Genomic DNA, 4,658 nt, shown 5'->3' on the forward strand with positions numbered 1-4,658 from the left:
CCTACCGCTGTCGCGCCTTCGTGGATCGGCGCGGCCGGCTCACCCACCACGAGCAGCCGGTCGACACCCAACTCGGCCACCAGTTGGCCGACCTGGGCGTGGCCGTCCCGCTCGAACGGGCCCAGCTCGGCCATGTATCCGAGCACCGCGACGGTACGCCGCCCCTGGCCGATACTGGCCAGCGCCCGCACCGCCACCGCCATCGAGGCCGGGTTGGCGTTGTACGAGTCGTCGATGACTGTCACCCCGTCGGGGCGGTCGAACACGTCCATCCGCCGGGTCGAGACCAGCCCCAGCTCACCGAGGGCCGTGGCCAGCTCGGCGAGCGGCATGCCCAGCTCCCGGGCCACCGCCGCCGCGGCGAGCGTGTTACCCACCTGGTGGTGGCCGGTCAACCCGAGCCGCACCGGCGCGCGCCCCTCCGGGGTGACAAGGGTGTACGACGGGTGCCCCCGCTCGTCCAGCGTCACGTCCTCGGCGCGTACGTCGGCGTCCGGTGCCTCGCCGTAGCGGACCACCCGGGCCCTGGTGCGGCTCGCCATCGCGGACACCCGGGGGTCGTCGGCGTTCAGGACTGCCAGCCCGTCCGCCGGCAGGGCCTCGACCAGCTCACCCTTGGCCACTGCGATGTTGTCCTGCGAGCCGAACTCGCCGATGTGCGACGTGCCGACGTTGAGCACCACGGAGATCCGGGGCGGCACCAGCTCGCACAGGTACCGCACGTGCCCGATCCCGCGGGCGCCCTTCTCCATCACCAGGTAGCGGGTGTCCGGCCCGGCCCGCAGCGCGGTGTGCGGGTGCCCCAGCTCGTTGTTGAACGAGCCGGGCGGTGCCACCGTGGCCCCGAGCCGGGCGGTGAGCTGGCCGATCAGATCTTTCGTGGTGGTCTTGCCGGACGAGCCGGTCACACCGATCACGGTCAGGTCGGGGAGACGGTCCACCGCGGCGCGGGCCAACCGACCCATCGCGGTCAGCGCGTCGTCGACGATCACCATGGGCACCCCGGGCACCTCTCGGCTGCCCAGCACCGCCACCGCGCCGGCCTCGACGGCCGTCTCCGCGTAGTCGTGCCCGTCGACCTTCTCCCCAGGGAAGGCCACGAAGAGCGACCCCGGGCCCACCTTGCGCGAGTCGAACTCGACGCTGCCCGTGACGGTGGCGGCCGGGTCGGCGGCGACGAGCCGCCCGTCGACGGCGGCGGCCACCTCGGCCAGGCTCAGCGCGATCATCGCTGACCCGCCAGGTCCCCGAAGCGGGCACGCAGCGCGGCGGCCAACTCGACGCTGTCGTCGAACGGGAGCACCTCGCCCGCCACCTCCTGGCCTCGCTCGTGCCCCTTGCCGAGCAGCGCGATGACGTCGCCCGGCTCGGCCAGCCGTACCGCCTCGTCGATCGCGGCGCGGCGGCCCGCCACCTCCACGATCCGGGCGGCAGTGGCGGCCCGGTACGCCCCGGCGAGCACCTCGGCGCGGATCTCCGCCGGATCCTCGGTACGCGGGTTGTCGTCGGTCACCAGCACCACGTCGGCTCCCTCCGCCGCGGCGGCGCCCATCACCGGCCGCTTGCCCCGGTCCCGATCCCCGCCGGCGCCGATCACGCAGATCAACCGACCGGCGCTCAACTCACGCAACGCGGCCAGCGCGGCCACGATCGCGTCCGACTTGTGCGCGTAGTCGACCACCCCGCGCACCGGGGCGGCGACGTCGACCAGCTCCAGCCGGCCCGGCACCCCACCGCAGGCGGCCACGCCGGTCGCCGCGGTCGCCGGGTCCACCCCGGCGCCGACCAACGCGGCGATCGCCAGCAGCGCGTTGGCCACGTTGTGCCGCCCGGGCAACGCCACCCCGGCGGACAGGACCACGCCGTCCGGGCCGTGGGCGGTGAACCGCTGGGCGTACCCCTCGCCGCTCACGCCGTCGGCCCACCAGCTCGCGCCTTGATCACCGGCCGCCGAGTAGGTGACAGTGGCCGGCTTGTACAGCGGCTTGAGGGCACTGTCGTCGAGGTTGAGCACCTCGACCGCGCACCGCCCGTCGAAGAGCTGGGCCTTCGCGGCGAAGTAGTCGTCGCTGTCGGCGTGGAAGTCCAGGTGGTCGGAGCCGAAGTTGGTGTAGCCGCCGACGGCGAACCGGACACCGCCCACCCGGCCCATGGCCAGCGCGTGGCTGGAGACCTCCATGACCACAGCGGTCACCCCCCGCTCGCGGGCGGTGGCCAGCATGGCGTGCAGGTCGGTCGCCTCCGGGGTGGTACGCACGCTGTCGATCACCAGGTCGCCGAGCCGGGTCTCCACCGTGCCGATCAGCCCGGTGGTGTGGCCGGCGGCCCGCAGCCCCGACTCGACCAGGTACGCGGTGGAGGTCTTGCCGGCCGTGCCGGTCACCCCGATCACGGTCAGGTCGGCGGTCGGGTCGCCGTACACGGCCGACGCCAGCTCGCCGAGCACGGCGCGTGGGTCGGGCACCACCAGGACGGGCAGACCGCTCCCGGCGGCCATCTCCGCACCCGCCGGGTCGGTCAGCAGAGCCACCGCACCCGCCTCGGCGGCGGCGGCGACGAACTCCGCGCCGTGCCGACGGGCACCGGGCAGCGCCGCGTACAGGTCGCCGGGGCGGACCTCACCGCTGGCGTGGGTAGCGCCGGTGACGAGCACCGCAGCGGCGTCCGCCGGAAGGTCGACGGCGAGTCGGACGGCAAGATCACCGAGCCGGACTCCGGTCACGGTACGTGGACGTGGATTGCCGGGCACGGCGTCAGACCCTACCCGGTCGTCCGGTTCCGGCCGCACAGCCGCCCCGGTGGTTCGTCGGCACTCACCGATGATGTCCCGCCGCCGCTGCTCAGCGCGGATAGACCGTGAACTTGGGTGCGGAACCGCCGGTGGAGGGCGGTACGCGGTTGTGACGCAGCGTGAACTGCATCATGTCGCGGAACGCCGGCCCGGCGATCGCCGCGCCGCCACCGCCGGGCGCGTACGCGAAGACCGCGATCACGTACCGGGGGTTCTCGGCGGGGGCCATCCCGATGAACGAGGACACCTCGCCGGGCTGCTTCTTGCCGTCCACCAGTCGCCACCCGGTACCGGTCTTGCCCGCGACCCGGTAACCGGGGACGGCGGCGGTCAGGCCGGTGGCCCGGTCGACTGTGGTGACGGCCTCCAGCATGGTGCGCAGCGCCGCCGCGTTCTGCGGGCTGAGCACGGACCGGGTCACCGGCGCCGGCGCGGGGGTGCGCTTGCCGTCCGGGCCGATCACCTCCTTGACCAGGTGCGGCTGCACGTACGTGCCGTTGTTCGCGATGGCGGCGTACGCGGCGGCCATCTGCAACGGGGTGGCGTCGACGCTGTGCCCGATCGGCACCGACCCTTCCGACGAATCGCTCCACTCGTCGGCCGGCAACAGCCGCCCGCTGGCCTCCCCCGGCATCCCCTCACCGGTGGGCTTACCCAGCCCGAACCGCTTCTGGTAGTCGATCAACCGGTCCCGGCCGAGCTTGTCGGCGATGGTGATCGTGCCGACGTTCGACGAGTAGGCGAGCATCCCCGGCACGCTCATCCGCTTGCCGTTGGCCGGATGGGTGTCGGAGAACCAGGTGTCGCCCTTCTTGATGCTGTTGGCGATGGGCAGCGCGGTGTCCGGAGTGATGACGCCCTCCTGCAACGCCGCGCCGAAGGTGATCGCCTTGTGGATCGACCCGGGGTCGACGACGAAGCTGGTCGCCGCGTCCTCCCGGGCGACCGGGTCGCTCGGGAACGGCCTCGCCGCGCTGTAGGTGGGATTGCTGGCCTGGGCCAGCACCGCACCCGAGGGGATCTCGATGATCACGGCGGCGCCGGTGCCGCCCCGCGCCTTGGCCATGCCCGCGCTGAGGATCTGCTGGGTGCGGAACTGGAGGTCACGGTCGATGGTGAGGGCCAGCGAGCTGCCCGGCTTGGCGGCCGTGGTCCGGCTGTAGCCGCCCGGGATCGGTGCGGCCAGGTCACCCAGGCCGGCCTCGTACACCCGCTTGCCGTCCTGCCCGGCCAGCACGTCCTCGAAGCGGGCCTCCAACCCTTCCAGCCCGGCCATGTCCTGGCTGGTGAAGCCGATCAGGTTGGCCGCCAGGTCGCCGCCGGGCACGTCACGGCGTTCGTCGCGGTGCACCCCGATGCCGGGGAGCTCCAGCGCCTGCACCCGCTTGGCGGTCGCGATCTCCACGCCTCGCGCCAGGTACGCGAACGTGGACGTCTTGCCGCCCTCCAGCTTCCGGGGCTTCATCAGGTCGACGAGCTTCGAGGCGGGGATGCCGAGCAACGGGGAGAGCGCCCTCGCGGTGCCGGGCGGGTCCTTCACTTCGGTCGGGTCGGCGTACACGTACCGCGCCTCGACGCTGCGGGCCAGCGGCGCGCCGGTGCTGTCGTAGATCGCGCCCCGCGGGGCGGGCAGCTCGACAGTGTGGAGCCGGTCGGCGACGCCGCCGCCGGCGTACGCCGGTGCGTCGACCGCCTGGAGGAAGACCAGCCGGATTCCGATGCTGGCGAACAGCGTCAGGGCGAGCGCCGTACCCAGCCGCAGCCGCAGCCGCGCCGCTCCGGGTGACCCGGTAGTTCAGGGTGCCAGTAACGCCGCCGGTGCCACCACCACGGAGCTGACCAGCACCGGGACCGGCCCCACGTTGCG

Annotated in this window: 3 protein-coding genes; all 3 read right to left on the bottom strand. The window is 73.4% G+C overall.

Going from position 1 to position 4,658, the window contains the following annotated elements; genetic code table 11:
- Positions 1-1,229: UDP-N-acetylmuramoyl-tripeptide--D-alanyl-D-alanine ligase (locus tag ACWCO3_RS31815; RefSeq protein ID WP_450013582.1), on the bottom strand; the 1,229-nt coding region annotated here is incomplete at its 3' end.
- Positions 1,226-2,788, bottom strand: coding sequence for a UDP-N-acetylmuramoyl-L-alanyl-D-glutamate--2,6-diaminopimelate ligase (locus ACWCO3_RS31820; protein ID WP_145779725.1), 1,563 nt, complete (start codon positions 2,786-2,788; stop codon positions 1,226-1,228). The genes ACWCO3_RS31820 and ACWCO3_RS31815, both read right to left, overlap by 4 nt.
- Positions 2,789-2,840: 52 nt before the next feature.
- Positions 2,841-4,559, bottom strand: a complete 1,719-nt coding sequence (locus ACWCO3_RS31825) for a peptidoglycan D,D-transpeptidase FtsI family protein (RefSeq protein WP_450013585.1) — start codon at positions 4,557-4,559, stop codon at positions 2,841-2,843.
- Between the last annotated feature and the right edge of the window lie 99 nt (positions 4,560-4,658).

It is taken from the genome of Micromonospora sp. NPDC002411 (genome assembly GCF_053592955.1).